At 32.8% G+C, this 26,295-nt stretch carries 28 protein-coding genes; 10 read left to right on the forward strand and 18 right to left on the reverse strand.

From position 1 onward, the window contains the following. Positions 1-110 precede the first annotated feature (110 nt). A complete protein-coding gene (gene tsf, locus ACKI42_RS02055) occupies positions 111-935 on the reverse strand; it encodes a translation elongation factor Ts (RefSeq protein ID WP_407401937.1) in 825 nt (274 codons plus the stop codon). Positions 936-1,085: 150 nt separating this feature from the next. Here tsf and ACKI42_RS02060 point away from each other — a divergent pair, with 150 nt between their 5' ends. Then, positions 1,086-1,805, forward strand: coding sequence for a DUF6759 domain-containing protein (locus ACKI42_RS02060; RefSeq protein WP_407401939.1), 720 nt, complete (start codon positions 1,086-1,088; stop codon positions 1,803-1,805). 359 nt (positions 1,806-2,164) lie between these two features. On the opposite strand, the gene ACKI42_RS02065 is transcribed toward ACKI42_RS02060, so the two are convergent. Both ACKI42_RS02065 and gltX read right to left on the reverse strand, forming a co-directional pair. After that, complete coding sequence (locus ACKI42_RS02065) at positions 2,165-3,121, reverse strand: acetyl-CoA carboxylase carboxyltransferase subunit alpha (RefSeq protein ID WP_407401941.1); 957 nt, start codon at positions 3,119-3,121, stop codon at positions 2,165-2,167. A gap of 48 nt (positions 3,122-3,169) precedes the next feature. Beyond that, on the reverse strand, positions 3,170-4,681 hold the full coding sequence (gene gltX / locus ACKI42_RS02070) for a glutamate--tRNA ligase (RefSeq protein WP_407401943.1): 1,512 nt from the start codon (positions 4,679-4,681) through the stop codon (positions 3,170-3,172). Between the two features lie 119 nt (positions 4,682-4,800). Between gltX and ACKI42_RS02075 the strand changes: the two genes are divergently transcribed. From ACKI42_RS02075 to ACKI42_RS02085, 3 genes are read left to right on the forward strand one after another with little or no spacing between them, the layout of a single operon-like run. Next, positions 4,801-5,145: a phosphomannose isomerase type II C-terminal cupin domain gene (locus ACKI42_RS02075; protein WP_407401945.1), complete on the forward strand. Its 345-nt coding sequence runs from the start codon at positions 4,801-4,803 to the stop codon at positions 5,143-5,145. A 9-nt stretch (positions 5,146-5,154) separates the two neighbouring features. Beyond that, positions 5,155-6,315, forward strand: a complete 1,161-nt coding sequence (locus ACKI42_RS02080; protein WP_407401947.1) for a glycosyltransferase family 2 protein — start codon at positions 5,155-5,157, stop codon at positions 6,313-6,315. Then, a complete protein-coding gene (locus tag ACKI42_RS02085) occupies positions 6,308-6,949 on the forward strand; it encodes a glycosyltransferase (protein ID WP_407401949.1) in 642 nt (213 codons plus the stop codon). The genes ACKI42_RS02080 and ACKI42_RS02085 overlap by 8 nt, the downstream gene beginning before the upstream one ends. On the opposite strand, the gene ACKI42_RS02090 is transcribed toward ACKI42_RS02085, so the two are convergent. The 4 genes from ACKI42_RS02090 to ACKI42_RS02105 all read right to left on the reverse strand — a co-directional run bounded on the left by ACKI42_RS02090 (position 6,946) and on the right by ACKI42_RS02105 (position 10,953). Then, positions 6,946-8,244 carry a glycosyltransferase gene (locus tag ACKI42_RS02090; RefSeq protein ID WP_407401951.1) on the reverse strand — a complete coding sequence of 433 codons (1,299 nt, stop codon included), beginning with the start codon at positions 8,242-8,244 and terminating at the stop codon, positions 6,946-6,948. The genes ACKI42_RS02085 and ACKI42_RS02090 overlap by 4 nt on opposite strands. A gap of 431 nt (positions 8,245-8,675) precedes the next feature. Further along, on the reverse strand, positions 8,676-9,041 hold the full coding sequence (locus tag ACKI42_RS02095; protein WP_407401953.1) for a hypothetical protein: 366 nt from the start codon (positions 9,039-9,041) through the stop codon (positions 8,676-8,678). Between the two features lies 1 nt (position 9,042). Continuing rightward, positions 9,043-9,975, reverse strand: coding sequence for a glycosyltransferase family 2 protein (locus ACKI42_RS02100; protein ID WP_407401955.1), 933 nt, complete (start codon positions 9,973-9,975; stop codon positions 9,043-9,045). Then, positions 9,976-10,953 (reverse strand): hypothetical protein, encoded by a 978-nt coding sequence (locus ACKI42_RS02105; RefSeq protein WP_407401957.1) that lies wholly within the window; start codon positions 10,951-10,953, stop codon positions 9,976-9,978. A gap of 61 nt (positions 10,954-11,014) precedes the next feature. Here ACKI42_RS02105 and ACKI42_RS02110 point away from each other — a divergent pair, with 61 nt between their 5' ends. Beyond that, a complete protein-coding gene (locus tag ACKI42_RS02110; RefSeq protein WP_407401959.1) occupies positions 11,015-12,094 on the forward strand; it encodes a glycosyltransferase family 4 protein in 1,080 nt (359 codons plus the stop codon). Here ACKI42_RS02110 and ACKI42_RS02115 read toward each other — a convergent pair. From ACKI42_RS02115 to rocD, 4 genes are all read right to left on the reverse strand, one after another. Beyond that, positions 12,091-12,834, reverse strand: coding sequence for a polysaccharide deacetylase family protein (locus ACKI42_RS02115; protein WP_407401961.1), 744 nt, complete (start codon positions 12,832-12,834; stop codon positions 12,091-12,093). The two genes, ACKI42_RS02110 and ACKI42_RS02115, sit on opposite strands and share 4 nt — an antisense overlap. Positions 12,835-12,837: 3 nt before the next feature. Then, positions 12,838-13,590: a glycosyltransferase family 2 protein gene (locus ACKI42_RS02120; protein ID WP_407401963.1), complete on the reverse strand. Its 753-nt coding sequence runs from the start codon at positions 13,588-13,590 to the stop codon at positions 12,838-12,840. Positions 13,591-13,660: 70 nt separating this feature from the next. Beyond that, the gene (locus ACKI42_RS02125) at positions 13,661-14,419 is read right to left on the reverse strand and encodes a glycosyltransferase family 2 protein (RefSeq protein WP_407401965.1); all 759 of its coding nucleotides are present in this window, start codon (positions 14,417-14,419) and stop codon (positions 13,661-13,663) included. Positions 14,420-14,555: 136 nt separating this feature from the next. Beyond that, complete coding sequence (rocD, locus tag ACKI42_RS02130; protein ID WP_407401967.1) at positions 14,556-15,788, reverse strand: ornithine--oxo-acid transaminase; 1,233 nt, start codon at positions 15,786-15,788, stop codon at positions 14,556-14,558. 638 nt (positions 15,789-16,426) lie between these two features. On the opposite strand from rocD, the gene ACKI42_RS02135 reads away from it, so the two are divergent. Next, a complete protein-coding gene (locus ACKI42_RS02135; protein WP_407401969.1) occupies positions 16,427-17,116 on the forward strand; it encodes a hypothetical protein in 690 nt (229 codons plus the stop codon). 51 nt (positions 17,117-17,167) lie between these two features. Here ACKI42_RS02135 and accC read toward each other — a convergent pair whose 3' ends face one another. From accC to pdxA, 5 genes are all read right to left on the reverse strand, one after another. Beyond that, entirely contained in the window at positions 17,168-18,523 is a 1,356-nt protein-coding gene (gene accC, locus ACKI42_RS02140; protein WP_407401971.1) for an acetyl-CoA carboxylase biotin carboxylase subunit, read from the reverse strand. Positions 18,524-18,620: 97 nt separating this feature from the next. Then, positions 18,621-19,100 (reverse strand): acetyl-CoA carboxylase biotin carboxyl carrier protein, encoded by a 480-nt coding sequence (gene accB, locus ACKI42_RS02145; protein WP_407401973.1) that lies wholly within the window; start codon positions 19,098-19,100, stop codon positions 18,621-18,623. 123 nt (positions 19,101-19,223) lie between these two features. Then, on the reverse strand, positions 19,224-19,430 hold the full coding sequence (gene rpmF / locus ACKI42_RS02150) for a 50S ribosomal protein L32 (RefSeq protein ID WP_407401975.1): 207 nt from the start codon (positions 19,428-19,430) through the stop codon (positions 19,224-19,226). A gap of 67 nt (positions 19,431-19,497) precedes the next feature. Then, positions 19,498-20,031 (reverse strand): YceD family protein, encoded by a 534-nt coding sequence (locus ACKI42_RS02155; protein ID WP_407401977.1) that lies wholly within the window; start codon positions 20,029-20,031, stop codon positions 19,498-19,500. Between the two features lie 82 nt (positions 20,032-20,113). Then, a complete protein-coding gene (gene pdxA, locus ACKI42_RS02160; RefSeq protein ID WP_407401979.1) occupies positions 20,114-21,205 on the reverse strand; it encodes a 4-hydroxythreonine-4-phosphate dehydrogenase PdxA in 1,092 nt (363 codons plus the stop codon). A gap of 47 nt (positions 21,206-21,252) precedes the next feature. Here pdxA and ACKI42_RS02165 point away from each other — a divergent pair, with 47 nt between their 5' ends. The 3 genes from ACKI42_RS02165 to ACKI42_RS02175 are packed head-to-tail and all read left to right on the forward strand — an operon-like array spanning position 21,253 to position 23,988. Further along, the gene (locus tag ACKI42_RS02165) at positions 21,253-21,852 is read left to right on the forward strand and encodes a riboflavin synthase (RefSeq protein ID WP_407401981.1); all 600 of its coding nucleotides are present in this window, start codon (positions 21,253-21,255) and stop codon (positions 21,850-21,852) included. Then, positions 21,839-23,293, forward strand: coding sequence for a sensor histidine kinase (locus ACKI42_RS02170; RefSeq protein WP_407401983.1), 1,455 nt, complete (start codon positions 21,839-21,841; stop codon positions 23,291-23,293). The genes ACKI42_RS02165 and ACKI42_RS02170 overlap by 14 nt, the downstream gene beginning before the upstream one ends. Then, the gene (locus tag ACKI42_RS02175) at positions 23,293-23,988 is read left to right on the forward strand and encodes a tRNA1(Val) (adenine(37)-N6)-methyltransferase (RefSeq protein ID WP_407401985.1); all 696 of its coding nucleotides are present in this window, start codon (positions 23,293-23,295) and stop codon (positions 23,986-23,988) included. The genes ACKI42_RS02170 and ACKI42_RS02175 overlap by 1 nt, the downstream gene beginning before the upstream one ends. Before the next feature lie 4 nt (positions 23,989-23,992). Here ACKI42_RS02175 and ACKI42_RS02180 read toward each other — a convergent pair whose 3' ends face one another. Both ACKI42_RS02180 and rpmH read right to left on the reverse strand, forming a co-directional pair. Beyond that, positions 23,993-24,703 (reverse strand): cell division ATP-binding protein FtsE, encoded by a 711-nt coding sequence (locus tag ACKI42_RS02180; RefSeq protein ID WP_407401987.1) that lies wholly within the window; start codon positions 24,701-24,703, stop codon positions 23,993-23,995. 155 nt (positions 24,704-24,858) lie between these two features. After that, positions 24,859-25,017, reverse strand: a complete 159-nt coding sequence (rpmH, locus tag ACKI42_RS02185) for a 50S ribosomal protein L34 (RefSeq protein WP_407401989.1) — start codon at positions 25,015-25,017, stop codon at positions 24,859-24,861. Positions 25,018-25,253: 236 nt separating this feature from the next. On the opposite strand from rpmH, the gene ACKI42_RS02190 reads away from it, so the two are divergent. Beyond that, entirely contained in the window at positions 25,254-26,258 is a 1,005-nt protein-coding gene (locus ACKI42_RS02190; protein WP_407401991.1) for a DHH family phosphoesterase, read from the forward strand. Positions 26,259-26,295 lie beyond the last annotated feature (37 nt).

The raw sequence follows: 26,295 nt of genomic DNA on the forward strand, positions 1-26,295 counted from the left end.
TACAAAAATAATATGTTTTTAGTAATTTTTAAAATGCTTCATCTCGTTATATCGCAAAAAAAAATCCCAATGCCAAGGCACCGAGATTTATATTATTTTGGAAGATAATATTATGCTAAGCTAACTCTTACAAAACCTGTAACTTTAAGGTCTCCATTTACAGATTTTACATAGTCTGCTACTGACATACCATTATCTTTAATGAAAGATTGGTGTACCAAAGTATTATCTTTGTAGAATTTTTGCATTTTACCTTTCAAGATATTATCGATAATATTAGCTGGTTTCCCTTCTTTTTCTAATAATTCTCTTTCAATTTCCAATTCTTTATCAATAGTTTCTTGAGAAACGTGAGTTTCGTCTAGAGCAATTGGGTTCATTGCGGCAACTTGCATAGAAACAGATTTTGCAGCTTCATCAGCACCTTCTACTTTTGCAGAAAGAGAAGTGATAGCAGCAATTTTGTTACCTGCGTGGATGTATGCTCCTAAGAAATCTCCTTGAATTCTTTCGAAAGTTCCGATTTCAATTTTCTCACCGATAACTCCTGTTTGCTCGATTAATTTTTCAGCAACAGTCATACCGTGGAACTCAGTAGCCAATAATTCTTCTTTAGTAGCAGCCGTAAGTGCTACCTCCGCAAGTTCGTAAGCTAATTCTACAAAAGCCTCGTTTTTACCAACAAAGTCAGTCTCACAGTTTAGAGAGATAATAACACCCATAGTGTTGTCCTCGTTTACTCTCGCAATTACAGCACCTTCTGTAGATTCTCTGTCAGCTCTATTAGCAGCTACTTTTTGTCCTTTTTTTCTAAGGATATCAACTGCTTTTTCGAAATCTCCTTCAGCTTCTACTAATGCTTTCTTGCAGTCCATCATACCTGCACCTGTTTGGTTTCTTAATTTTGCTACATCTGCAGCTACTGGTGTATACATAATATTTATTATTTTAGTTATTTAAAAATTAGTATTAATAATTTTAGTTTATTTTTGAGCTGTGCAAAGATAATGATTTTAATGATAAACTAAAAAATGTCTTTTTACGTTATAGTATTTATTTAGTAATTTTTTAAAATGTATTATTTGATGAAAAAAATATTTTTTGTTCTGTTTTTATCTATTTTTTGCGTGGGCTTTGCTCAAAAGAAAAAAAAACAAAAACCAAAGGTAGTTGCCGAGAAAGAAACGGTAATTATCTATACAGAGGCGGAAGCCGAGGCCACAGCTGAACCCAGAATTATTGCTGGTTTCCTAAAGCAAAATCCTGGGCACGCAAGAACAGATTTTTTCAAGAGAAAGCTTATCAATATTATAATGGCAGACAATTCCCCAGAAGCCAAACCTACCATAAAACCTTTGAGCAAAGAAAAAATTGCCAAAATTGTAACCAATAACGAGCTCAATAAAGATAAAGTAATCACACCAGAAATCTCAAAAAATACATCGATATCCAAAGCTGCAGATACAAGGAAGAATACTAGCTTCGCAGGTAATTCTACCACTACAAAAAGTAGAGTAGCAAGTGAAAATCACAAGAAAACAGCAGCGATGCTCACCCATCTTTTTAATGATGATCCCAATGATAAGGATGCATATATCAATATAAAAAATAAATCGGATTGTAGGCTTATTGTAAAGATAAATGGCAAGAAATATTATAATCTAGATGTGCCAGCAAAAGGCCAGAACTTTATTCAGATAGAAAAGGGAGAGTATGTTTTGACAACCATGGTGTGTGGCGCAAAATATTCTTCTTTGAAGAAAATATCTAAAGATATTGAAATACAGCTTAATGTAACAGATTGAATTTTAATTGAGGACTTTAGTTATAAAACCATTAGATATAATTTTCATCGCTTTGGCTTTGCTCATACCGTATATAGTTGCAATATCCAATTTGGTTAAAAATAACTCGGGTCTTCACTTTAAGTAGTACTTTTAGTCCCTATTAATGGACCATTGGCAATTATAATGGGCTTGGGGAAAAGAAGTAATTAGTTTATTATTAAATTGAAAGAAAAATATCATGCGCATGAAATGAATAATTCATGCGCATGATTTTAAACATTCACCCGCATGAATATCCAAATTCATGCGGGTGAATATTTTTAGGCTAGATAACTCAATTGGTAAAGGCTCCGAAATTATCGAAGCCTTTGTTTTTTTTATCCTTTAAATTGTCCCATGGCAATGAATTTATCTTGCCTCTGAGTTTCCAATTCTACTCCTGTAAATTTGGAGAATGCTTTTATGTTTTGTAAGATAGAAGCTTTCAAATTTAAGAAAGTAGTTTCTGTATCATAATGTGCTCCACCTAGTGGCTCTTCTATAATACCATCTATGAAACCTTCTCTTAGGGCATCTTTTGGGGTAAGATTTAGAGCATTGGCTGCATCTTCTTTGTGATCCCAATTTCTCCATAAGATAGAAGAGCAACTTTCTGGTGCAATTACAGTATACCACGTATTTTCTAGCATATACACTTTGTTACCAACACCAATACCTAAAGCTCCACCACTAGCACCTTCGCCAATAATATAAGTGAAGATAGGTGTCTTTAGTTGAACCATTTCAAAGATATTTCTTGCAATAGCTTCACCTTGTCCTCTCTCTTCTGCCTCCAATCCTGGGTAAGCTCCTGGGGTATCTACTAAAGTAACTACAGGAATACCAAATTTTTCAGCAAGCTTCATCAATCGTAATGCTTTTCTGTATCCTTCAGGATTTGGCATGCCAAATCTTCTGTATTGTCTTTCCTTTGTGGTTCTGCCTTTTTGGGTACCAATGATCATCACTTTTTGACCATCTAATGTAGCCAAACCGCCAATCATTGCGGGATCATCTGCATAGTTTCTATCCCCATGAAGCTCCAAGAAGCTTCCTTTATCTACCATACCATTGATATAATCTATAGTATAAGGGCGATCTGGGTGACGCGATAACTGTACTCTTTGCCAAGGCGTAAGATTAAGATAGATTTCTTTTTTCTTTTCTATAATCTTGTCCTCTATTTGGCTGCATGCTAATTTTACATCAACACCACTTTCTTCACCTACCAAAGAACACGTTTGGTACTGATCCATTAGATCTTTAATAGGGAGCTCGAAACTTAAATATTCCATTCTTGAAGTAAATTAAATCTTTCAAATTTAATGAAAAATTATGTAACACTATTTAAAATTATTCACAGCATTGCTTATTCTTGCTGTACTTTCTTGTTTACCAATAAGTTCTAATATATCTGGTACATCTGGACCTTTCAGTTCTCCCACCAAAGCCAAACGTAGAGGCATCATTACTTTACCCATACCTAAGCCTTTATTCTCAGCAAAGTCGTGAATATGTTGTTTTAGATTTTCTGAAGTGTAAACTTCAGTTGATTCCAGAACTTCAGCAAATTCTGTAAGGATAGCTGAGGTTTCTTCATTCCATGCTTTCTTAGACGCTTTTTCGTCATAAGAAGTTGGTGCTTGAAAGAAGAATTTTCCGTTTTCGTAGATATCTTTAGGGAAAGTAGCTCTCTCTTTCATCAAATGAATAATCTTTAATAATTGTTCATCTGAAACAGAACCAATAGCAACATCAGAATTTTTTAGTAATGCCAAAAGCTCTTCATCAGATTGCATTTGCATATATTGATGATTGAACCATTCTGATTTTTCTTTGCTGAACCTTGCACCTGCTTTGTGTACTTTATAAAGATCAAATTCAGATATCATTTCCTCCATCGTTAAAATCTCTTTATCATCTGCTGGAGACCAACCTAATAAAGCTACCATATTAATGAAAGCATTGGGTAGATAACCATTTTCTCTATATCCCTTAGATACTACGCCAGTTTCAGGATCTTTGAAATCTAAAGGAAATACAGGGAACCCAAATTTATCACCATCTCTTTTGCTTAATTTTCCTTTTCCTTCTGGTTTCAAAATAAGAGAAAGGTGAGCGAATTGTGGTGCTTCCCATCCCATTGCTTCATACAAAAGCATGTGGAGTCCTAGAGAGGGTAGCCATTCTTCACCTCTGATGACGTGAGAAATTTCCATCTCATGATCGTCAACTATATTAGCAAAATGATAAGTTGGCATCCCATCATTCTTTACCAAAACTTTATCATCTAGAGTATTGGTATTTACAGATGATGTACCACGGATAATATCTACAAGGTTTAGAATTCTGTCAACAGGCATTTTAAATCTTACCACATACGGTACTTTTTGCTCTAGCAAAGATTGAACTTCTGCTTCTGATAACGAAATACTGTTGCGCAGTCTGTTTCTAGTAATATTATTATAAGAGAAAACATCGCCTTTAGCTTCGTATTCTGCACGGATAGCATCTAGCTCTTCTGGTGTATCGAATGCTAAATAGGCATAGTCTGTTTTTAAGATTTCTGAGGTGTATCTATCGTATATATCTCTTCTTTCAGATTGTTTGTAAGGAGCAAATTTACCTCCTTTTTTGGGGCTTTCGTCTGGTATGATTCCGCACCATTCTAGTGCTTCTTCAATATATTCTTCGGCACCCTCTACATATCGAGCAGTGTCTGTATCCTCTATTCTCAATACAAACTCTCCACCCTTATTTTTTGCAAAAAGGTAATCGTATAATGCAGTTCTTACGCCTCCCAAATGTAATGGCCCTGTAGGACTCGGAGCGAAACGTACTCTTACTTTCTCCATTTATAAAAATTTTGTTACAAATTTACTCAAAATAATAAGTTTTAAGAATAATTTATTGTTTCGTTTTTTGCTTTTTTAATCTTAATATATACATTTGTATAATTAATATATAATAAACGATGTTAGAGATTGGAGAAAGACCTTGGGGGAAGTATTTTGTGTTGGCAGATGAGGCTCATTATAAGCTGAAAAGAATAGTTGTAAATCCTGGGCAGAAGCTTTCTTACCAATTTCATCACAAAAGACAAGAGCAATGGACGATCATAGAAGGAAATGCCATTGTTATTTTAGATGATAAAGAAATTCCTCTTGCTTACGGAGAAAGTATTTTTATCCCATTAGGTACCAAACACCGCATTATGAATCTTACCGATAAGCCTGTAGTTTTCATCGAAGTACAAACAGGTACTTATTTTGGCGAAGATGATATTGTAAGATTGGAAGATGAGTATGATAGACTGTAATTGATTACCATGTATAATATTTCTCTATTAATAGGTCTTAAAAATAATTTGGAGTATTCAAGAAGTTGTTATGATAGTATTCGTTCAAATTATAGTGATATTGAAATTGTTTTTGTAAGTTATGGAAGTACTGATGGAACTCATGATTGGCTTGAGTCTATTACTGATGAAAATCTTATTTATTATTTCGATAAAGAAGAAAAAACACTCTCTGATACTTATAACAAAGCTATAGAAATTTCTACTAAGGAGTATATTTGTTTTTTACATAATGATATGGTTCTAGGAAGAAATTTTGTATTTTCACTAAGTAGAGCATTAGAAAGACACAATCTTGTGTATTATAAGGTAATAGAACCACCAATTTTTAATACTGATAAGAGAATATGGAAGGAGATACTAGATTTCGGGAGAGATTTTGATTCTTTCAAGTTTACAGAATTTTTTGAATTTGAAAATAATCAAAATTCTACTGATATAGTTGCGACAGAAGATAAAAGTTTTTTTTTAGCTGCTAAGAAAAAAATATTGACTAAGATTAATGGATTAGATCCTCTTTATAATCCAATGTTTTGCGAAGATGATGATTTAATACTAAGATTAAGAATGTCAGGACAGAAAACTTTTGTTTGCAAAAATGCTATGGTATATCACTTTGTAAGCAAAACATCTAGATTTTCAGAAGAATTCAAAAATAAAACTTCCGATATAGAACAAAATTCAATTAGAAATTTTGTAAGAAAATGGGGTTTCATGAATAATTCTACAAAAATGGAGAAAAGGAAGTTTGGACTTATTTTAAAAAATCCGAATTATGATGCTATAAAGACGTTGGAAATTTTTGTAGATCATATTTATTCAAATTATAATTCGAATGAATATATATTGGAAGAACAGCCAAAAACTATTTTTGATCTTAAAGAGAAATTTAAATCTACAGATAGTATTTTATTAGATGATGTAATTATAAAATTTGATGCTAAGAAACTTTCTACTAAAAATTTACACAGTTTCCAAAATTTATCAGCTATTATTAGCGAAAAGAAAAATGAAAAAAAAATATTTTCATTTTTAAGGAAAGAAAAATATTTTAAAATTAATAATTTGCAAGTCGAGATTATAAAAGATATAACTTACAAGCAAGATCTAATAATAAGAGAAAATGTTTAGTATTTTTAGACAAATATCAATTACTTATGGAATTACTGTTTGTAATGAGCATACCGAGTTACAACTACTATTAGATAAGCTATTAACATTAATAGATAAAAATGATGAAATTATTGTCATTCATGATATTACGACTCCTAATCATTTAGTCGGAGAAGTCTTACGAAAATATAGTCTAAATATTAAAGTTATAGAAACAAAATTAAACGGTGATTTTTCTACCTTTAAGAATAATATTATTCATAATGCTAACTGCAGATATATTTTCCAAATAGATGCTGATGAACTTCCCACAGAGCAATTTATTAAAATATTAAAACCCTATTTAAGAAAAGAAAAAAGTGTTGATGTCTTCTATGTACCTAGGATTAATATTGTAGAAGGTATAACAAATGAATATGTTGAAAAAATGGGTTGGAAAAGAAATAATGAAGGTTACATTAATTATCCAGATTATCAAGCTCGTATATTAAAAAATAATAAAAAGATCTTTTGGAAGAACAAGGTTCATGAAATTCTTACTGGAAATAAAAATTTCACAGAGATTGAAAAAAGATATGAATATTCTCTGATTCATATAAAAAATTTTGAAAAACAAAAACTTCAAAATAAATTCTATGAAACTCTAGATTAATCTTCCCAAAAATATTTTCTATTTTTGCCTGTCAACTTGTTTTGAATGTTTTTAAACTTAATTTTCCATTGAATTGGTCTTAAACTTCTTAATTTGTTTATTTTTTCTTCTAATAACTTAATTTCAAATTTTAATAATGATTCCTCATTAGAATTATTTTTAGTCAATGAGGGAATAATTTCCGTATTTATAATTTCTAATCTTTGTTTTATTTTATCCCCTAATCTGATTGGTGAAAGGAATTTATGAATATCTTCTTGCCCTTTTTTTGCTATTGATTGTGCTACTCTATTTTCTTTAAATACATATAACATTTGTTCAGCTGCATGATCTATATCAGCATCTGCCCAAAAATCATTATCAGAACTAAAATAGTAAAGATTTCCAGTTTTAATTAAATTATAACGCACTAAAAAAGAATTATTTATATTCATAAACTCCGTATTAGCAGAATAAGCTGTAGCAATTACAGGTTTCCCTAGAAACATTGCCTCTGCCATAGTCAAGCCAAATCCCTCAGAGCGATGCAATGAAATAAAGCAGTCACAAAGGTTGATTAGGCTAAATAGTTTATTTTTTTCTAAAATTTCTTCAATAATAATTATACTATTATTGTCCGAAATCCTATTTAATAATTTTTTTTTCTCAGTTGGAAATTCATTACTAATGGAGGTTTTAATTACTAGAATGACATTTGGATTATTTTTACCAAATGATTTTTCGTAAGCATCAATAGTGGCAATAGGATTTTTTCTTTCAATAGAACTATAATAATCAAACATAGTCAAGTAAATAAACTTTTCATCAGGTAGCTTAAAGTCAATTCTTTTATATATTGGCTTTTCAATTTCAATTGAATGCATTATTTTGATTACTGGAACGCTAGATAATTTTGAAATAGCTTCAGCACAAAAATTACTTGGTACCCATATTTCATTAAAAAGATTAAAAAAAACTTTTGACTCCTCAGGGAAATTTTCTAATTCCCATGCCCAAAATGCAATATTATACTTGCCTTGGAAATAGGTTTTAGGAGTATTCTGCATAACAGAATGCAATCTATCTATATTTATTTGAACAAGATTTATATTGTAAGGATTTTTTTCAGATATTTCTAATGTATCTTGAGTTTCATCTTGTACATATTTTGATATTGTAATATTAAAATCATTGATTACATAAGGAATATTAGTTGTTTTAATTGCCCTGATATTAGATCGTACGCCTTCTCCTAATCCAAATTGCTTGTTTATATAACCAGATATGTTAATCCCAAAGTTTTCTTTATTGCTCATAGATATTTTAGTGAGATAGTAGTTTTAAAAGTTGATATCATAAAAAATTTGTTCTATTCAGATAAGTATTAAGATATAATAGATAATCTTCAATATTTGTAAGAATTGATACAAAGATAGGTATGTCAGAGTTATTTTCAATTGATAAAATCTTTTTCTTTTTTTTTTTAATAATATTATCCTTCTTTTCATTATCCTGAAAGGAATATTATTATTTCTAGTATTAAATCTTTGTAATTATTTTTCATCACTACCTAAGAAAAATATTTCACCTACCTATTGATCATTATGAATTCTGTAAAAGGATTTTTTAGCGCAATAAACATAAAAGTATAATAAAAATAGCATGTAAGGCTATCCAATAGTCATGGCGAAAGTGTTTATGAGGAAGAGGTACTACATCTGCAATAAAATCCTTTCTGATAGCCATATTAGTTCCAATCCCAATGATTTCCTACCAATTTTGAGGTTTTAGTTTTTAGAATAGTTAGAAATTCATCAGAAAAAAAATCAGTATTCATCACAATAATTCTGTCGTAATGTTTTAGCTTGCGAGCTTTCTCTAGCAATGTATTTTCTATAAACTCTAACCTAAGTTTTTCTTTAAATGTTTTATCTCGTAAGAATGTTTTTCTCCAAATATTCTGCAAACGATCGATCCCATTTTTATACCTAAATTTTTCTTGGCTATAAAACATGAAATCTACATTTTTATAACCCAAAAAGTCTAGATTCTTCTTTATCTGAGCTGGGATTTCTGCATAATTATGCATAACGATGAGGATCTGCTGCGTCATATCAATACAAATATTTAAAAAATAAGTAAAAAAGTAGATTTTTTTCTTTAGTTTTCTTTTCTAATGTTTTCTTAGATATTTTCAAACTTTCTAGAATTTCAGAAAGTATAGGTTGTGTGTGATTTTGTAGGTAATTAGAAAATTTATTTTCTTTGTCACGATAACTTCTGTACTGAGTTTTGAAATCCTTAAATGTTGCTAGCACTCTCTCGGTATCGTATTTGCGTAAAATTGCTGTCTTTCCACTTTCATTTTTAGCATAAAATATCCCACCAACTTGCTGGTTTTGGTGACAACGATAAGAGAATAATGGAGTAGGGATATAGCCCAAGGCTTTGTTTTTGGCAGCAACAATAGCAATCCATACGTCATGATGAAAATTCTCAATGATGGGAAAAGGCAATATTTGTTTTTTCAACTGCTTTTTAAAAGCCATAGAAGCACCAGTAGCGTAATTTCCTAGGTGCGTAAGTATTTTATAATGATCTACCCGATTTCCCTTTTCCTCCATGAATTTCGGTGCATCCCAAACGGTATAGGTTTCGATGGCTTTATTGTTTTCATTAATAATAAATCCGTTTGTAAATAGTGCTTGGATATCAGAATGAGTATTAAAGTAATCTACCATCGTTTCTACTTTATTCTGTTCCCAAACATCATCTTGATCACTCAAAAAAATAATATCTCCAGTACAAAGTGTAATAGCTTTCTCGAAGTTTTTTACACTTCTCAGATTAATTTCGTTTTTGTGAATTTTAAATATTAATGGATAATTATTGAAATATCCTTGTAAAATAGCAATTGTTTTATCACTAGAGCCATCATCGCAAACTACAATTTCGTCCACATCACAAGTTTGTTGCAAAATAGAATCTAACTGATCTTTCAAATATTTTTCCCCATTGTACGTGCAAAGCGCTACAGAAATCTTCATTTATTTTTCTAGTTTAAAAACAGTATTTACCCAATTGTCTAGCGTATATTTTTGATAAATGTCTTCAGGTAACTTTTCATATCCTGTTTCAAAAAATGATCTTTCAATATTGCTGAAATCCTCATTTAAAACCAAAATATTGTTTGGGTTATAAAAATCTTTCTTTTTTATTTCTTCATTATCGGTAATAATCTTCTTCTCCAAAGCCATTGCTTCAAAAATTCTAAAACTCAGACCAGTTTGGTTTTCCCTCATTAAATCCAATATCACTTTAGAGTTTTTATAATATTTCGGAAGTTGAGTATGGCAAATGTTTTTTCTTTTAAATTTTAATATCGTTGCATTTTTTGGATCTATAAGTTGGGATAATTTATTTTTCCAACCTTTTTTTCCTGCGATAATAACTTCAAATTTTATTTTTAAATCTGCCAATTGGGTAATAAGAAGATTCAATCTATTAATCCTGTTTTTGTCATGAGAAGTAATGTAAAACAAGTCTAATTTCGGATTCTGTTTATCGGCTGGACAATGCGCAAGATAGTTGTAATTGGTTATTTTTTCGAATCCAAATTTCTTCACATCTTCATCCTCAAAAGAAAAAACAGTATCAAAAAAGTGCAGAATATGCTCCGCCGGATTTCTAGACATACTATCGTATAGATAAGCCATATTTCTATCCGTATGCTTCCTTATTTCTACATGTACGCGCTCTTCTATAGACTCCGGATTGATGACTAAGATTTGATCTTGTCTTCCAATCTTTTTCAGAGATTCTATAATGAAATTTTGTCTCTTTGCATGCTTTAGGTTTTTACCTAGAAATACTTTACTAAAAGTGTTCTTTAGCCTTTCTTTATTGTTTTTGTGCGTAAATGCACCAATATTAATATGGGTCGCTTCAATGCCTTTCTCTTTCAGTTTATGCACGATGTATTCGTCGTAATGCCAGAAATCAAAACTTATTAAACAAATTTTCATGGAACAAAAATAAAGATTTTAATGTTTAAATGTATATTTTTGAACAAAAGCTTACATTTCAATGAAAAAGGAAATACTTATAGATGTAGAAAGATTAAAATACCCGAAGTCGGGCATTGCCAATGTTTGTTTCGCTTTGATGAAAGGATTAGACAAAGATTTCAATGCTTTTTCCTACACTTTCTATGGTCCAACTGTAAATATGCCACCTTCAACATTTGGTTTTCAGCAAGTTGAATGGAAGATTTGGCAAAAAATATTTCCCATTAATCTTAGCAAATTTGCTCTAGTTCATGTGACGCATCAACTATCAGATTATTTTCATCAAGTAAAAAATGGTCAGAAAAAAATTGTTACTCTTCACGATTTAAATTTCCTTCACGATCACAGTTCTCCCCAAAAAATGCAGAAAAGTAAGCGTTTAGTACAGAAAAATATAGGAAATGCAGATGCCATTGTTTGTATTTCTCAATTTGTGAAAGACGATTTTATAAAAAATAAACACCTTTTCCAGTTAAAAGAGAATGTGAAAATAGAAGTAATTCATAACGGATTAATTTTTCCCGAAACAAAAAAGTTTACTTCTGAGCAGAAATATGAATTTATAGACAAGAAATACATTTTGTCAATTGGAGTTTTATTTTCAAAGAAAAACCAGATGGTTTTATTGGATTTAATTCAACAAACTGATCGAGATTTGGTGCTCGTTTCCGCTTCTTCTAAATCTGATTACAAAGATCAATTTTTAGCAAAAGTTAAAGAATTAGGTTTAGAAAAAAGAGTTCACATAGTAGAAAACGCTAATCAGAATGAGAAATTTTTTCTTCTTCAAAATTGCGAATCTTACGCGCATCCATCATTAGCAGAAGGTTTCGGCATTCCTCCCGTAGAAGCAATGTATTTCGGGAAACCTATTTTCCTAAGCACTTTTACAAGTTTGCCAGAGATTGGTGGCGACGTAGCGTTTTACTTTCCAGATTTTTCTTCAAATGGTTTAAAAGAAACTTATCAAAACGGAATGTCAGCATTTAATCAAAACAAATTTGAGTATGAAACTCGTCTAAAACAACGTGCATTGCAGTTTGGACATGAAAAAATGGCAGAATCTTATGAAAAATTATACCAAGAAATTTTAGCCTAAAGTTTTAGTTTTCCTAATCTTAGTTTCCATTTGAATCTAGAGAAATCATCTTTATATTGTATATCAATACGGTTGATTTCGTATTTGTTTTTCCAAGGATAAGATTCTAATGTATTGCCAATTCTCAGCGCAGATTGAATGCCTATTTTCTCTAACATCTGAAAAAATATTTTCTTTTCTGGCTGTTTTCTTGGGAATCTACCGTAAGGATAAGCAAGCACTTTGGTAAATTGTATCTGATTTTGTTCTAAAAATTTCATGTTATCAAGAAGATCTTTTTCTGCCTCTTCAATAGAAATTTCGGATAAATTACGGTGTGTATGACTGTGCAAAGCGATTTCAATACAATCTGAAGGTAGACTTTTGATCTCCTCAAAATTCATGAATTTTTTTTCTTCCTCCCTTTCATTTTCTTTAATCAAATGGGTCGGAATGAAGAGCGTAGCTTTTAGTTGATGCTTTTTCAGCAATGGAATTAGATATTCCAAATTATCAAAATATCCATCATCAAACGTAATGATAAGTTTGTTTTCTATTCCTTTATTGTTTTCTAAATCTCTAAAAAATACTGTTGTGTAGTGTTCCTTAATGTGAGAAAATTGTTGATCTAGATTTTCTAGTGTTACATAAAGATTATCTGTATTGCAAACATTCTTCGGCATTACATGATGGTACATCAATATTTTTACGCTTTTATTTTTAGAAATACCTAAAGCGTTTTTTAAAATTCCGATCAGCATATATTAAGAATTATGTTTTTCGTACAATTTTTTATACTTTAAAAAAGTATAGAAAGCAGCCGTTTTTGCAGCATAGTAACCCACCAAACCATCTAGAAACCCGAAACGCAAAAAGTAAGATTTGAAAAACTGAAATCTCGGACTTATTACTATTTTAAAAACACTAGATTTTTTGCCTCTTGCATGCATTTTATCCGCCATCATAGAAGTGTATTTGTTGGATTTTTCTATATGATGATAGATATCTTTGTAGGTATAATGATTGATGCGGCCTTGTAGCAAGCCTTTTCTCTCTTTAGTCAAAAATTCTTCGTGAACTATATCTTCAGAATATTGGGCAAATCCTTTTTTGAAAAGTCTTTCTCTTTTCAGATTTCCCCAACCTCCATATTTCAAGATTTTCCCCAAAAATATATTGTTGAATTGAATTTGGTACACAGAAAAAGTAGATTGTGGATTGGTAACCACTTTGTTTATAGATTCTAAAGCTTCTGCATCGGGTATTTCATCAGCATCCAAAAATAAAATCCAAGGCGCATTGCATTGGGTAATGGCAAAGTTTTTTTGCTTGCCAAAACCATCAAATTTTCTTTCGATAAAGTGTACTTTAGAAAATTGCGAACAAATTTCTTTGGTTTTATCCGTTGAAAAACTATCTACAATGATAATTTCATCCACCAAATCGTGGATAGAACGGAGAGTTCTTTCCAAAATTCTTTCTTCATTAAAGGTTATTATTGCTGCAGAAAGCTTCATACTCATTTGTGTAACTGCTACAAAAATAAACTTTATTTTGAGATTCGAAAATTAAAAATAAATTAAAGACTTACGTCCATTCTTGCTTCAGGTATTCGTATGTTTTATAGGAACTTAGCGCGCTTAGGTAAGATAAAGTAAGTCCGTTTTTACCATCCAAAATACCCAATTTAAGAATGTACATTTTGAAAAAATTGAACCCTGCTTTGCTTATTTGCTTTAAAAATTGATAAGAGACTTGTTTTTCTTTCAGATCCTTTGCCTTTAGTTGGGCGTAATGCAAAACTTTGTTGTAATAAGATTCATAAGAATCAAAAGAGTAATGGAGTAGGAAATGCTGTAGTGTGCCTGCATTTTTCACATTGGTAAGTCCTTCGTGTACGCGCTTATTTTCATCATATTTCCCTACCGATTTTCGGAACAATCTTACATTTGTATCGTTTTGAGTTCCCGAAAAATTCACGCGTTCCCCTTTAAAATAGAATTTCCTTTTAAAAAAATACACATCTTTCGCTGTTGGCTGATTGATTTCCTTAATGATTTCCGATTTCAATTTTGGCGTTATTCTTTCATCAGCGTCCAAAAATAAAATCCATTCGTGGGTCGCATAGCTTAAACACAAATTTCTTTGCTTGGTAAAATCTTCAAACTTGTTTTGGTAAAGTTTTACTTGTGGAAATTGGGTTTTTATAATTTCGATAGTTGCATCGGTACTGAAAGAATCTAAAACGATAATTTCATCTGCAAAAGAAACCGATTCTAGGGCTTCTGTGATATTTTTTTCTTCATTATACACAATTAGTAAGGCACTTATTTTCGCATTCTCCATAGCATTTTATATTTCTGAGTATTATTCGATGCATAAAATACGAAAAAGTTAAATGTATGTTTAAATTATTTTCGCCTAAAAAAATAACACCCTGATGCAGAGTGTTATAATTATTGTTGTTTTTTTTTGGATTTAATTATTTAACAAAAGCCAATACCGTTTTTTCGATAATCTGTACACAATCTATTAATTGCGCTTCTGTAATCACCAATGGTGGAGCCAAACGAATAATGTTTCCGTGTGTAGGTTTCGCCAACAGTCCGTTTTCTTTTAAAGCTAAACACAATTCCCAAGCGGTAGTACTCTCGGGTGTATCGTTGATGAGAATCGCATTGAGCAATCCTTTTCCTCTTACACTAGAAAGTAAATCTGTTTTTTCTATTAGTTTTTCAATTTCAGCACGGAATAATTGTCCTAAAGTTTCTGCTCTTTCGGATAGTTTTTCTTCTGCCACAACATCCAAAGCAGCAATGGCAACTGCGCATGCAATAGGGTTTCCTCCAAAAGTAGAACCGTGTTGACCTGGTTTTATCACATTCATGATTTCATCATTCGCCAAAACTGCAGATACAGGATACATTCCTCCAGAAAGCGCTTTACCCAAGATAAGAATATCGGGTTGTACATTTTCGTGGTGACACGCTATTAATTTCCCTGTTCTTGCGATACCCGTTTGAACCTCATCAGCAATGAATAAAACGTTGTGTTTTTTACACAATTCGGAAGCTTTTTTTAGGTAATTTTCATCGGGTACATATACGCCCGCTTCCCCTTGTATAGGCTCTACCAAGAAGGCAGCAATGTTTGCAGCATCTTGTTCTAAAGCTGTTTCTAAAGCCTGCAAATCGTTGTAAGGAATTTTCACAAATCCTGGCGTGAAAGGACCGTAATTTTTGTTGGCATCTGGATCATTAGAGAAAGACACAATTGTAGTAGTTCTCCCATGAAAGTTATTTTCGCAAACAATAATCTTAGCTGCATTCTCCGCAATACCTTTCACTTCATAACTCCATTTTCTAGCCAATTTCACGGCAGTTTCTACAGCTTCAGCACCCGAATTCATAGGTAACACTTTATCAAAACCAAAAAGAGTCGTAATTTTTTTCTCGTATTCTCCCAAATTAGAATTGTAAAAAGCTCTAGAGGTAAGCGCCAATTTTTTAGCCTGATTCACCAATGCATCAACGATTTTTGGATGAGAATGCCCTTGGTTTACCGCAGAATAAGCGGATAAAAAGTCAAAGTACTTTTTGCCTTCAACATCCCAAACGAAAACGCCTTCGCCTTTGTCCAAAACCACAGGAAGTGGGTGATAATTGTGCGCACCGTATTGGTTTTCTAAATCTATATAATATTGAGAATCTTTCATATGTGGATAATTTACATTTAAACAAAAATAAGAATAATTTGGCGCTTACCCTCTAGTGACAACGCATTTACTTTTCTATACAGATTGTTTACCTACTCAAACTTTTATTAGAAGTTGGTTTTTATTTAAATTTAAAAATTAGGTAGATTATAATAACTGTTTGTTCAAATTGATTTCTAATAATAAATAGATATTGGGGTGAAAAACGCAAATGATTGATGTTTAAAATTCCATTTTACAAGTTCACTCATGCTAATTTCTACCTCCGTAATTCGATGGATTAAATAAAAATTGCACCAATTTTCATCCGATTATTTGAATTTTTGCTTAAAATGTTAAAATTCCCATTCAGAAGCACTTGAGATGCCCTCCCGGAGGATTCGGAGTACGGATTTAGAGCTTCGGAGTGCGGATTTAGAGCTTCGGAGTAAGGATTTAAAGCTTCGGAGTAAGGATTTGATGCTTCGGACTGCTGCGTTAATACTTCTGCCATCTACTTTACATCTTATAAAGAATGAGAAGATAATTCGGGCAATATTTTTTAATTTAATTATGAATAATTGTTAATTTTTAAAAGATAATTAAATAGTATGGTTTAAATTTTTACATTTGTTAAGATAATCATAAAACATATTATTATGAAAAAAAATGAAGTTACTAGGCTGTACAATTTTTCCGATGCAAGATTAATAGAGGTAGGAAATGAGAAAATAGCTTTTATGCGAAGAGATCTGGAGGCATTTCTATCTTTTGGATTGAATGAGGCTAAATTTTTAGATTTAGAAACAAAAATTTCCCAATTTTCCGATCTCGTTACGGATATAGAATCTTCCAACGAGCAAGTGCAAATCACCGAACAAAAAGACGCTAAAGCTGAAGAACTAAGAACTGCAATACGCAGTGTAATGACGCGAGTGGCACAAAAATACGGCGATACAAGTGCGCGATATGCCAACTACGGAACGGATGGATTGAGCAAACAAAGTGATGCCGAACTCTTGGTGACCGCAAAAAGAGTGGTGCGTGTGGGCACTACCAATCTTGCCAACCTTTCGGAAGAGGGGCTTACTAATGCACATTTGGAGACTATCACTCAGCTGAATGATGATTTTAATAATTTACTTATCAACCAGAAACTAAAGATTGGCGAAAGAGATATTTTGCAAGAAGACAGGGTAGAAGAGGGCAATGCTATCTATGCACTTTTGATGAAATATACCCAAACGGCACAAGATATTTGGGAAACCAGTGATGTAGCAAAGTATAACGACTATGTGCTCTACAATACGCCTTCGGGCGAGGAAGAACCTAGCAACCCAATAGTATAAAAACAAAAAACCACCTCTTGTGAAGGTGGTTTTCTTATATTGGAAATTAAATTAATGATTATCGTATTTTTTGTCCATTACAAAATCTTCCATGAATTTTGTAGTGTAGTTTCCAGAAAGATAAGCTTCATCTTCCATCAATTGTCTGTGGAAAGGAATAGTAGTTTTCACTCCTTCTACATAAAATTCTTCTAATGCACGCTTCATTTTTGCAATGGCTTCTTCACGAGTTTGTGCCGTCGTGATTAGTTTTGCAATCATAGAATCGTAGTTAGATGGAATGGTGTATCCAGAATAAACGTGAGTATCTACTCTGATTCCGTGCCCACCAGGAATATTAAGTCCTGTAATTTTCCCTGGAGAAGGTCTAAAGTCTGCGTATGGATCTTCAGCATTGATTCTACATTCTATAGAGTGTAATTTTGGATAATAGTTGATTCCTGAGATTGGAGTACCAGAAGCTAATAAAATCTGCTCACGGATAAGATCGTAATCTACTACCTGCTCTGTGATTGGGTGTTCTACTTGTATTCTTGTATTCATCTCCATAAAGTAGAAGTTTCTGTGCTTGTCTACCAAGAATTCTATCGTTCCTACCCCTTCGTATCCAATGAATTCTGCCGCTTTTACAGCAGCTTCACCCATTTTCTCACGAAGTTCATCCGTCATGAAAGGAGAAGGAGTTTCTTCCGTTAGTTTTTGGTTTCTTCTTTGTACAGAGCAATCTCTTTCTGAAAGGTGACATGCTTTACCGAATTGATCACCAGCCACCTGAATTTCAATGTGTCTTGGCTCCTCAATTAGTTTTTCCATATACATTCCTCCATTTCCGAAGGCTGCAACTGCTTCTTGGATGGCAGATTCCCAAAGATCTTTAAGGTCTTCAGCTTTCCAAACTGCTCTCATTCCTTTTCCACCACCACCAGCGGTAGCTTTTATCATCACAGGATATCCTGTTTCTTCAGCTGTCTTCAGCGCATCTTCGTAAGAGGCAATAAGTCCGTCAGAACCAGGTACACAAGGTACACCAGCCGCTTTCATGGTCGCTTTAGCATTGGCTTTGTCTCCCATCTTTTCGATGTGCTCTGGGCTAGCCCCAATGAATTTGATTCCGTTCTTTTCGCAAATTCTAGAGAAGTTGGCGTTTTCAGATAAGAAACCATATCCTGGGTGGATAGCGTCTGCATTGGTAATCTCTGCAGCTGCAATGATGTTTGAGATCTTTAGGTAAGAATCTTTACTCATCGGTGGGCCGATGCATACCGCTTCATCTGCAAATCTTACATGAAGACTGTCTTTGTCTGCAGTTGAATATACTGCTACAGTTTTTATCCCCATTTCTTTGCAAGTACGAAGTATACGCATTGCAATCTCGCCACGGTTGGCTATTAATATTTTTTTGAACATCTTTTTTAGTTTGAGAATTAGATAATTTGAAAAATATAAAATGTTATTGGATTGTAGAGTTTAATCTAACATCTATTGTCTAACATCTAATTTCTATTTAAGATGGGTCTACTAAGAATAAAGGTTGGTCGTATTCCACAGGAGTTGCATCATCTACTAAGATTTTTACAATTTTCCCGCTAACTTCAGATTCTATTTGGTTGAATAATTTCATAGCTTCAATTACACAAACCGTTTTTCCATTAGAAACTTCGTCCCCTACGTTTACGAAAACATCTTTATCTGGAGATGGCTTTCTGTAGAAAGTTCCGATCATTGGAGATTTTATAGTCACGTATTTGCTGTCATCAGATGATGCCTCTGCTTTCTCAGTAGATGCTACTGGAACTGCTGGAGCTGGCGCTGCAACTTGTTGTGGAGCAGATTGGTACATTCCTGGCTGCTGAACATAGCTTATCTCATTACCTCCTAGAGGAGTTTTGATTGTAATTTCGAAATCTTTAGTCTTATATTTTACTTCTGATACTTCTGCTTTAGAAACAAATTTTATAAGATTTTGTATGTCTTTAATGTCCATAAATTTGATATTTGATTTTGCCTCAAAGATACCAAAAAAACCTAAAAAGCAACAAAAAACCACTCATTTTTATTAAAAATGAGTGGTTTTTGTATTGAAATAGAGTTTTATAAAATTTTACTCTTAGTTTTCTTCTCCAGCTTCAGCTGTTGTTTTTTCTAATACTACTTTTCCTCTGTAGTATAGTTTTCCTTCATGCCAGTGAGCTCTGTGGTATAGGTGAAGCTCTCCTGTTGTAGCATCTTTTGCTAATTGAGGAAGTACTGCTTTGTAATGAGTTCTTCTCTTATCTCTTCTTGTTGACGACTGTCTTCTTTTTGGATGTGCCATTTTGTAATAACTTTTTTAATTTGATGAGCGATGAGATCTTTCATCATCTCATCATATTATAATTATCTTAATTTTTATCTTTTAATTTTCTTAGAGCGTCCCAACGTGGGTCACTTTCAGGCTCTTTTTCTTCATCTTGTTGTTCTTCTATTTCTGGGCTGAACTGATTTAGGATTTTTAAATCCTCATCGCTGATAGTAGGAGATACTTTTTTCATCGGTACAGAAAGAACAACACTTTCATACACCAATTGTGCAATATTGAATGCGTGATCTTTGGCTGGGATAGTGATAACATCTTCTTCGCTGTCATCGTATTCTTCGCCAAATTTCACCAATACTTTAATTTCATTTTCTATAGGATGAACGAAATCATCATTGGTAAGATCACAGACCAAATCTATAGTCCCCTTGATTTTGATAACAAATTCTAAGAATGTAGTGTGTTTTTCTAAAAAAACAGCAGCTTCAATCTTCGAATTTGTAAATTCTTGCTCAGTGTCAAATAATTGAAAGAACGCTTTTTCTATCTCAAACTTGAACTCGTGTTTCCCGTTATTTAACCCAGAAAAGCTTACCTCGTAATTTCTTAGTTTGTCCATAAAATGAGTGTGCAAAAATATGCATTTTTTTTAATATTACAAATAAAACTTATAACAAATTCATATTAATTTGTTTAGACCTCTATATTTCTCTTTCCATTGGGAGATCTTCATCTACTCCGATGTCAGATGGCATTCTTTTGGGCTGCATCCTATTGGTCATCAAATCATGATAATCATTTCTATTTTTAAAAATTTTCACGGCAGTAAAGATTGCTTCCGAAAAGCTTTGTTCATCTGCTATATTTTTTCCTGCAATATCATAGGCTACCCCATGATCTGGTGAAGTTCTGATGAAGGGTAGTGCTGCCGTATAATTCACGCCTTTCTCATAAGCAATGGTTTTAAATGGTGCCAAACCTTGATCGTGATACATGGCTACTACTGCATCAAAGTTTTTGTATTTATTGGGTTGGAAAAAGCTGTCTGCTGGAAACGGACCAAATGCCAAAATTCCGCTATTTGATAATTCTAGAATGGCGGGAGAAATAATTTCTATCTCCTCTTTGCCAATCACTCCACCATCACCCGAGTGAGGGTTTAAACCTAAAACGGCAATTTTGGGTTTAGAAATGGCAAAATCCTCTATCAAAGTTTGATTTAATGCTCTTATTTGCCTTTTTAATTTATCTTTAGAAATGTTTTCAGCTACTTGAGATAATGGGATATGATGCGTAGATACGGCAACTTTTAATTCTTCGGTCACCAAAAACATTAATCCTTTTTTATTGAATTTTTCTTCCAAATATCCTGTGTGTCCAGCGTGTTTGAAACCCATTTTCATCATTTCATCTTTATTAATGGGTGCGGTTACCAAAACATCTATATCGCCCTTTATCAAAGCTTCGGTAGCTGCTTCTAAAGAATCTATCGCCATTCTTGTAGACTCCTCCGTAGGTTTACCTAGTTCTACAATTACATTGTCTTTCACCAAATTAAGCATATTCAGCTTTCCATTTTGTGCCTGAGATGCTTCTGTAATATAATTAAAATTAAGATTGAGTTTAAATATATTTTTTTGATAAGTAAATAGTTTGCCCGAGCCAAAAATGATAGGTGTAAAAAAATCTGTAATCGTTTTGTCTTTCAGAGATTTCATGATGATTTCTGGTCCAATGCCGTTGAAGTCGCCAATTGAAATTCCTACTCGTACTTTATGGTTTTTTGGGCTCATTTTGATTATCTTTGAGGATTATAATTTTACAAATTTAGCAAAAAAATATGTTCACAGGAATTATTGAAGCAGTAGGTGTTGTAGAAAAATTGGAAAGAATAGGTAGCAATATCAATTTTACTTTAAGCTGCCCTTTTACGCAAGAACTAAAAATAGATCAAAGCTTGGCACATAATGGATGTTGCCTTACTGTAGTGGAGATTATGGATAATAATTATGTGGTAACTGCTATAGATGAAACTTTGGTGAAAACTAATCTTGGCCATTGGAAGATAGGTAGCATAGTAAACTTGGAGCGTTGCATGATCATGAATGGAAGGCTAGACGGACATATTGTACAAGGGCATGTGGATAAAACGGGAGAAATAATTGACATCGAGAACAAAGATGGCAGCTATTTTGTTACTGTAAAATATGATTCTAATGGAGATTTCGTAACGGTGCCTCAAGGTTCTATTACGTTGAATGGAATAAGTCTTACGGTAGCTAAAAGCGACGATTTTCAGTTTTCTGTGGCAATAATACCCTACACATGGGAATTTACGAATATGAATACGCTTCAGATAGGTGATACCGTGAATTTGGAATTTGATATTATTGGTAAATACCTAGCTAAATTAATTAAAAAACAGAATGCCGTTTACTAAATATAAAGGATATAGTCTCAGGAACCGTGTATTTTTCGGTTTCCTTTTGGTTTGTCTTTTAAGTGTCGCCGCTTCTTCTCTGGTGCCTTATTTTGTTTTGAGAAAAAATGCACTCGAGCAAAGTAAAATTGAAATGCAAGAGAAAACAAACGCAGTCATACGGTATCTAGATTATGCCGTAAGTTTGTCTATTGTTGAAACCGAAGACCTCCCAGAACTTCTAAAAAATAAAATTTTCGAAATTGCTGATGTCAATCAGCATGATGTTATTATCTACGATTTGCGTGGTGACTATTTGCTGTCTAATAAAGATAAAAATCTGGTAGAGCAAAAGAAAGTTCCCATTAATATTGTGAATAAAATATTGGCTGATGGAGCAAGATATGATATTCGAGGGTATGATGCCAATAAGGATGCCGTGTTCACGTCTTCTTATTTGCTGCTCAAAAATAACGTTTGGGAACCCATAGGAATTGTCTATATTCCATTGTATCATAATGAATCTGCTTACCTTGATGTTCTGCATCAGTATGTGATGTATATCTTGATGGTAGATTTTGTCTTGATTTTCCTGAGTGTTTGGCTAAGTTGGGTGATCTCAAATAGATTGGCTACCAATATTACCAAGTTTTCTGATATGATTACCAGAATTACCCTGTTTGAAAACGAAATGAAACCCATCAAATATTATAAGAATGATGAATTGAATGCTTTGGCGAGAGCTTATAATAGAATGATTTTGCAGATACAAGATCAGAAAGAAAGGCTTACCTTCAAAGCCTCTGAAGAAGCGTGGCGAGAGATGGCAAAGCAGGTAGCACATGAAGTGAAGAATCCATTAACACCAATGAAACTTACGATACAGAATTTCGAAAGAAAATTTGATGCCCAAGCTCCTGATATCAATGATAAGGTGAAGAAACTAACAAAAACGATGGTAGATCAGATTGATCTTATTGCTACAGTAGCTTCAGCCTTCTCTGAATTTGCCAAACTACCAGAGAAAACTAATGAGATTATTAATTTAAATTCAGAAATAGACGATATTTTAAGGGTTTTCAATGATGATAATATATTTGTACATTCCAATAAATCTAATATTATGATCAATATAGATCGTATCTATTTATCTAGAATTATTACCAATCTCGTAACCAATGCCAAACAGGCTGAAAGCCCAGAACGTCAGATGATGGTGAATGTAGATATAGAACAGCATTACAGAAGGGTAATCATTTCCGTTCAGGATAATGGAACAGGTATTTCAGATTCGTTAATTGATAAAATATTTGAACCCAATTTCACTTCAAAAACAAGTGGGATGGGTCTAGGATTATCCATGGTAAGAAAAATGATTGAAGATTATAAAGGTCAGATCTCTGTAAAATCTGAAATCGGGAAAGGTTCCACTTTTACCATAACATTACCAACCAATTTATAGTGAAGCCTTTTAAATTTAAACAATTTGATATACAACAATCTAAAGAAGTATTTCGAGTAGGAACAGATGGTGTTTTGCTTGGAGCTTTTGCCAACATTCACCATGCTAAAAATATCTTGGAAGTAGGTACAGGAACTGGTTTGATCTCTCTGATGTTGGCACAAAGACATCACAGCGCAAAAATTTGGGGGCTGGATATACAGGAAGCTGCCTTTTCTTTAACTAAAAATAACTTTGAGCATTCTCCTTTTGGTGATAGATTGGAAGCGATTTTGGGTGATTTTAAATCTTTTGAAACGAATGATAAATTTGATTTAATAGTTTCTAATCCACCTTATTTTGAAGAATCTACCTCAAATAAAGATAAAATTGCGCGTCAAACTGTTGAACTTAATTTTGAACAGCTTATTTCTACATCTTCAAAGTTACTTTCGGATGAAGGTGTTCTTTCAGTAATTATTCCTGCAGAAATAGGAACTATTTTCATTGAAATTGCAACATCAAATCACTTTTTTTTGAAAAGAAAAATAAATATTTTTGGAATAGAAAATTCAAAAGTAAAGAGACTTGTTTTAGAATTTGCTTTAAAGGAATCCGAAGTTCAAGAACTAGAGTTTATTATAGAAAAAAGTCCGAGACAATACTCGGACGCTTATATAGAACTCACAAAGGAGTTTCACGTTTTTAGATCGTAATATTTTATTCAAATAATTCTGCAGTATCCAATACAGAGACTTTACCATCTTCGCATCTTATTGCTTCTCCAGGAAAATTTTGTATCATATGATAATCATGGGTTGCCATTACTACTGCAGCGCCGTTATCGGATGCCACTTGCTTTAGCAAAGTCATGATTTCATTGGAAGTTTCAGGATCTAGATTTCCTGTAGGCTCATCTGCAAGGATTAGAGAAGGGTGGTTTAGGAGCGCTCTTGCAATAGCAATACGCTGTTGTTCTCCACCAGAAAGTTCGTGAGGCATCTTGTGCTTTTTGCCTTTCATATTTACGCTAGATAAAACCTCGTTGATACGATCGTCCATTTTTGTCTTGTCGCTCCATCCGGTTGCTTCCAATACAAATTTTAGATTTTTTTCTACCGTTCTATCTGGTAATAATTGAAAATCTTGGAAAACGATTCCTAATTTTCTTCTTAAGTTGGGTACGTCGGAAGCTTTTAGTTTAGACAAATCAAAACCCACCACTTCACCTTTTCCTGCCACCAAAGGAATATGCCCGTATAATGTTTTCAGTAGAGAACTTTTACCAGACCCTGTTTTCCCGATAAGGTAACAAAATCTTCCTTTCTTGATGTTAAGATTAACGTCAGTAAGTACGGTAAAGTTTTTCTGCGTTATTTTAGCGTTTTGCAAATTGATAATATTGTCTCCGCTTATATTTGAGTGTGGCATAAATTTAATGTTTAGAGGCTGTTTCCGAAATCAGCATTTCAGAATCTAAAAGTATAAAAAGAAGCGTAATAAACCTAAAAATTAGGAAATTTTAACAACAAAAAATGCTTGAAAAATAACTTCTCAAGCATGGTTTGTATATGATAATCCAAGAATTATCTCTTAGCACGTACAGAACTGATAGAAATAGATTTTCTACCTTTAGCTCTTCTTGCTGCTAAAATTCTTCTACCGTTTGGTGTAGACATTCTTTCTCTGAAACCGTGCTTGTTTCTTTTCTTTCTCTCTGATGGTTGGAACGTTCTTTTACTCATTACTATATATTTTAGTCGTAATTATCTATTAATTTTCAGGTTGCAAATATATGTATATTTTTATTAAGTACAAATATTATTGTAAAAATTATTAGAATTAATATTTCCATTTATCATAATAATATTCAGGCAGTTTACTTATAGCAAAGGATGAATTTGTAATTAGCAGAAAAGTTTTGAAAAATCATGCTTATAAAAACTTTATCTTTGGTAACTAAATTTTAAAGAAAAATTCCATGTTTACACCTGCTGAACTTTTAGAAATTAAAGCACTTCTTACTCCGGAGAATAAAATTGTTATTCTTACTCATTATAATCCAGATGGTGATGCTATTGGTTCTACTTTGGGATTGAAGCATTATCTACGTGCCAAAGGAATAGAAGCAGATGTATTAACTCCGAATGATTTTCCGAAATTTCTAAAGTGGATGCCAGATGCCAAAAAATGTGTCATTGGAGAATACAAAAGAAAAGTAGCATCAGATCTCATTAGAGAGGCAGATGTTATCTTTTGTCTGGATTTTAACTCTCCATCAAGAATTGGTATTTTGGGCGAATGGTTGACAAAGGCTAAAGCAAAAAAAATACTGATTGATCACCATCAACAGCCAGAAAACTTTGATTATGTATATTCTGATACCATTATCCCTGCAACTTGCCAAATGATATATCATTTTATAGAAGCAATGGGCGATGAAGGTTTGGTAAATAAGGACATTGCAGATTGCTTGTACACAGGAATCATGACGGATACTGGAGGTTTCAGATTCCGTTCTACCAGTGCAACTACACACAGAATTGTCGCTCATCTTATAGAAAATGGAGCAGATCCTTCTATTATCACTTCTAATACTTGGGATACCAATACCATCTCTCGTATGCGACTTCTTGCGCTGATATTAGGCAGAATAGAAGTAGTGAATGATGGTAAAGTTGCAGTAATGTACCTTACAAGGAAAGAATTGCAAGAATATGGTTTCCAAAAAGGGGATACAGAAGGTTTTGTGAATTATGGTTTGAGCATTGCAGGCGTGAGAATGTCGGCTTTTTTCATGGAAGATTTATATGAAGATTTTATTAAAATTTCATTCAGAAGTAAAGATGATGTAGATGTAAACCAATTTTCTAGAAAATACTTCCAGGGTGGTGGACACATCAATGCTGCAGGTGGAAAATCTAATGACCCGTTGATGGAAACTCTAGAAATTTTTAAAGAAAAAATAGCATCCGAAAACTTATAACATTTTTTTTCGATCTCAATTAATTAATACTATAACT

Source organism: Chryseobacterium sp., assembly GCF_045629545.1.
Lineage (GTDB): Bacteria > Bacteroidota > Bacteroidia > Flavobacteriales > Weeksellaceae > Chryseobacterium.

Excerpts from the sequence above, each read along its gene's own strand:
- tsf (WP_407401937.1), bottom strand. The coding sequence starts at position 935 with ATGTATACACCAGTAGCTGCAGATGTAGCAAAATTAAGAAACCAAACA.
- ACKI42_RS02060 (WP_407401939.1), top strand. The coding sequence starts at position 1,086 with ATGAAAAAAATATTTTTTGTTCTGTTTTTATCTATTTTTTGCGTGGGC.
- ACKI42_RS02065 (WP_407401941.1), bottom strand. The coding sequence starts at position 3,121 with ATGGAATATTTAAGTTTCGAGCTCCCTATTAAAGATCTAATGGATCAG.
- gltX (WP_407401943.1), bottom strand. The coding sequence starts at position 4,681 with ATGGAGAAAGTAAGAGTACGTTTCGCTCCGAGTCCTACAGGGCCATTA.
- ACKI42_RS02075 (WP_407401945.1), top strand. The coding sequence starts at position 4,801 with ATGTTAGAGATTGGAGAAAGACCTTGGGGGAAGTATTTTGTGTTGGCA.
- ACKI42_RS02080 (WP_407401947.1), top strand. The coding sequence starts at position 5,155 with ATGTATAATATTTCTCTATTAATAGGTCTTAAAAATAATTTGGAGTAT.
- ACKI42_RS02085 (WP_407401949.1), top strand. The coding sequence starts at position 6,308 with ATGTTTAGTATTTTTAGACAAATATCAATTACTTATGGAATTACTGTT.
- ACKI42_RS02090 (WP_407401951.1), bottom strand. The coding sequence starts at position 8,244 with ATGAGCAATAAAGAAAACTTTGGGATTAACATATCTGGTTATATAAAC.
- ACKI42_RS02095 (WP_407401953.1), bottom strand. The coding sequence starts at position 9,041 with ATGACGCAGCAGATCCTCATCGTTATGCATAATTATGCAGAAATCCCA.
- ACKI42_RS02100 (WP_407401955.1), bottom strand. The coding sequence starts at position 9,975 with ATGAAGATTTCTGTAGCGCTTTGCACGTACAATGGGGAAAAATATTTG.
- ACKI42_RS02105 (WP_407401957.1), bottom strand. The coding sequence starts at position 10,953 with ATGAAAATTTGTTTAATAAGTTTTGATTTCTGGCATTACGACGAATAC.
- ACKI42_RS02110 (WP_407401959.1), top strand. The coding sequence starts at position 11,015 with ATGAAAAAGGAAATACTTATAGATGTAGAAAGATTAAAATACCCGAAG.
- ACKI42_RS02115 (WP_407401961.1), bottom strand. The coding sequence starts at position 12,834 with ATGCTGATCGGAATTTTAAAAAACGCTTTAGGTATTTCTAAAAATAAA.
- ACKI42_RS02120 (WP_407401963.1), bottom strand. The coding sequence starts at position 13,590 with ATGAAGCTTTCTGCAGCAATAATAACCTTTAATGAAGAAAGAATTTTG.
- ACKI42_RS02125 (WP_407401965.1), bottom strand. The coding sequence starts at position 14,419 with ATGGAGAATGCGAAAATAAGTGCCTTACTAATTGTGTATAATGAAGAA.
- rocD (WP_407401967.1), bottom strand. The coding sequence starts at position 15,788 with ATGAAAGATTCTCAATATTATATAGATTTAGAAAACCAATACGGTGCG.
- ACKI42_RS02135 (WP_407401969.1), top strand. The coding sequence starts at position 16,427 with ATGAAAAAAAATGAAGTTACTAGGCTGTACAATTTTTCCGATGCAAGA.
- accC (WP_407401971.1), bottom strand. The coding sequence starts at position 18,523 with ATGTTCAAAAAAATATTAATAGCCAACCGTGGCGAGATTGCAATGCGT.
- accB (WP_407401973.1), bottom strand. The coding sequence starts at position 19,100 with ATGGACATTAAAGACATACAAAATCTTATAAAATTTGTTTCTAAAGCA.
- rpmF (WP_407401975.1), bottom strand. The coding sequence starts at position 19,430 with ATGGCACATCCAAAAAGAAGACAGTCGTCAACAAGAAGAGATAAGAGA.
- ACKI42_RS02155 (WP_407401977.1), bottom strand. The coding sequence starts at position 20,031 with ATGGACAAACTAAGAAATTACGAGGTAAGCTTTTCTGGGTTAAATAAC.
- pdxA (WP_407401979.1), bottom strand. The coding sequence starts at position 21,205 with ATGAGCCCAAAAAACCATAAAGTACGAGTAGGAATTTCAATTGGCGAC.
- ACKI42_RS02165 (WP_407401981.1), top strand. The coding sequence starts at position 21,253 with ATGTTCACAGGAATTATTGAAGCAGTAGGTGTTGTAGAAAAATTGGAA.
- ACKI42_RS02170 (WP_407401983.1), top strand. The coding sequence starts at position 21,839 with ATGCCGTTTACTAAATATAAAGGATATAGTCTCAGGAACCGTGTATTT.
- ACKI42_RS02180 (WP_407401987.1), bottom strand. The coding sequence starts at position 24,703 with ATGCCACACTCAAATATAAGCGGAGACAATATTATCAATTTGCAAAAC.
- rpmH (WP_407401989.1), bottom strand. The coding sequence starts at position 25,017 with ATGAGTAAAAGAACGTTCCAACCATCAGAGAGAAAGAAAAGAAACAAG.
- ACKI42_RS02190 (WP_407401991.1), top strand. The coding sequence starts at position 25,254 with ATGTTTACACCTGCTGAACTTTTAGAAATTAAAGCACTTCTTACTCCG.